Source organism: Parvimonas sp. D2, assembly GCF_035282635.1.
Lineage (GTDB): Bacteria > Bacillota > Clostridia > Tissierellales > Peptoniphilaceae > Parvimonas.
In genome coordinates this window covers 1-271 of the sequence record NZ_JAYKBO010000046.1, presented here as the reverse complement: position 1 = coordinate 271, position 271 = coordinate 1, and the positions used below count along the sequence as shown (strand labels likewise).

Here is a 271-nt window from a genome sequence, read left to right as displayed (position 1 = left end):
CGGCCTGGCCGTGATCCAGGGCGCCAAGCTGGCCAAGGCCGGCCGCATCATCGCCGTGGACACCAACCCCTCCAAGTTCGACCTGGCCCGCACCTTCGGCGCCACCGACTGCGTGAATCCCAAGGATTTCGACAAGCCCATCCAGCAGGTCATCGTCGAGATGACGGGCTGGGGCGTGGACCACAGCTTCGAATGCATCGGCAACGTCAACGTGATGCGTGCCGCCCTGGAATACGCGCACCGCGGCTGGGGCCAGTCGGTCATCATCGGC

Annotated in this window: 1 protein-coding gene; it reads left to right on the top strand. The window is 66.1% G+C overall.

All coding sequences use genetic code 11. The features are described from left to right. Window positions 1–271 (top strand): zinc-binding dehydrogenase (locus VJI77_RS07525; protein WP_323988977.1); only part of this gene is annotated, 271 nt, incomplete at both ends.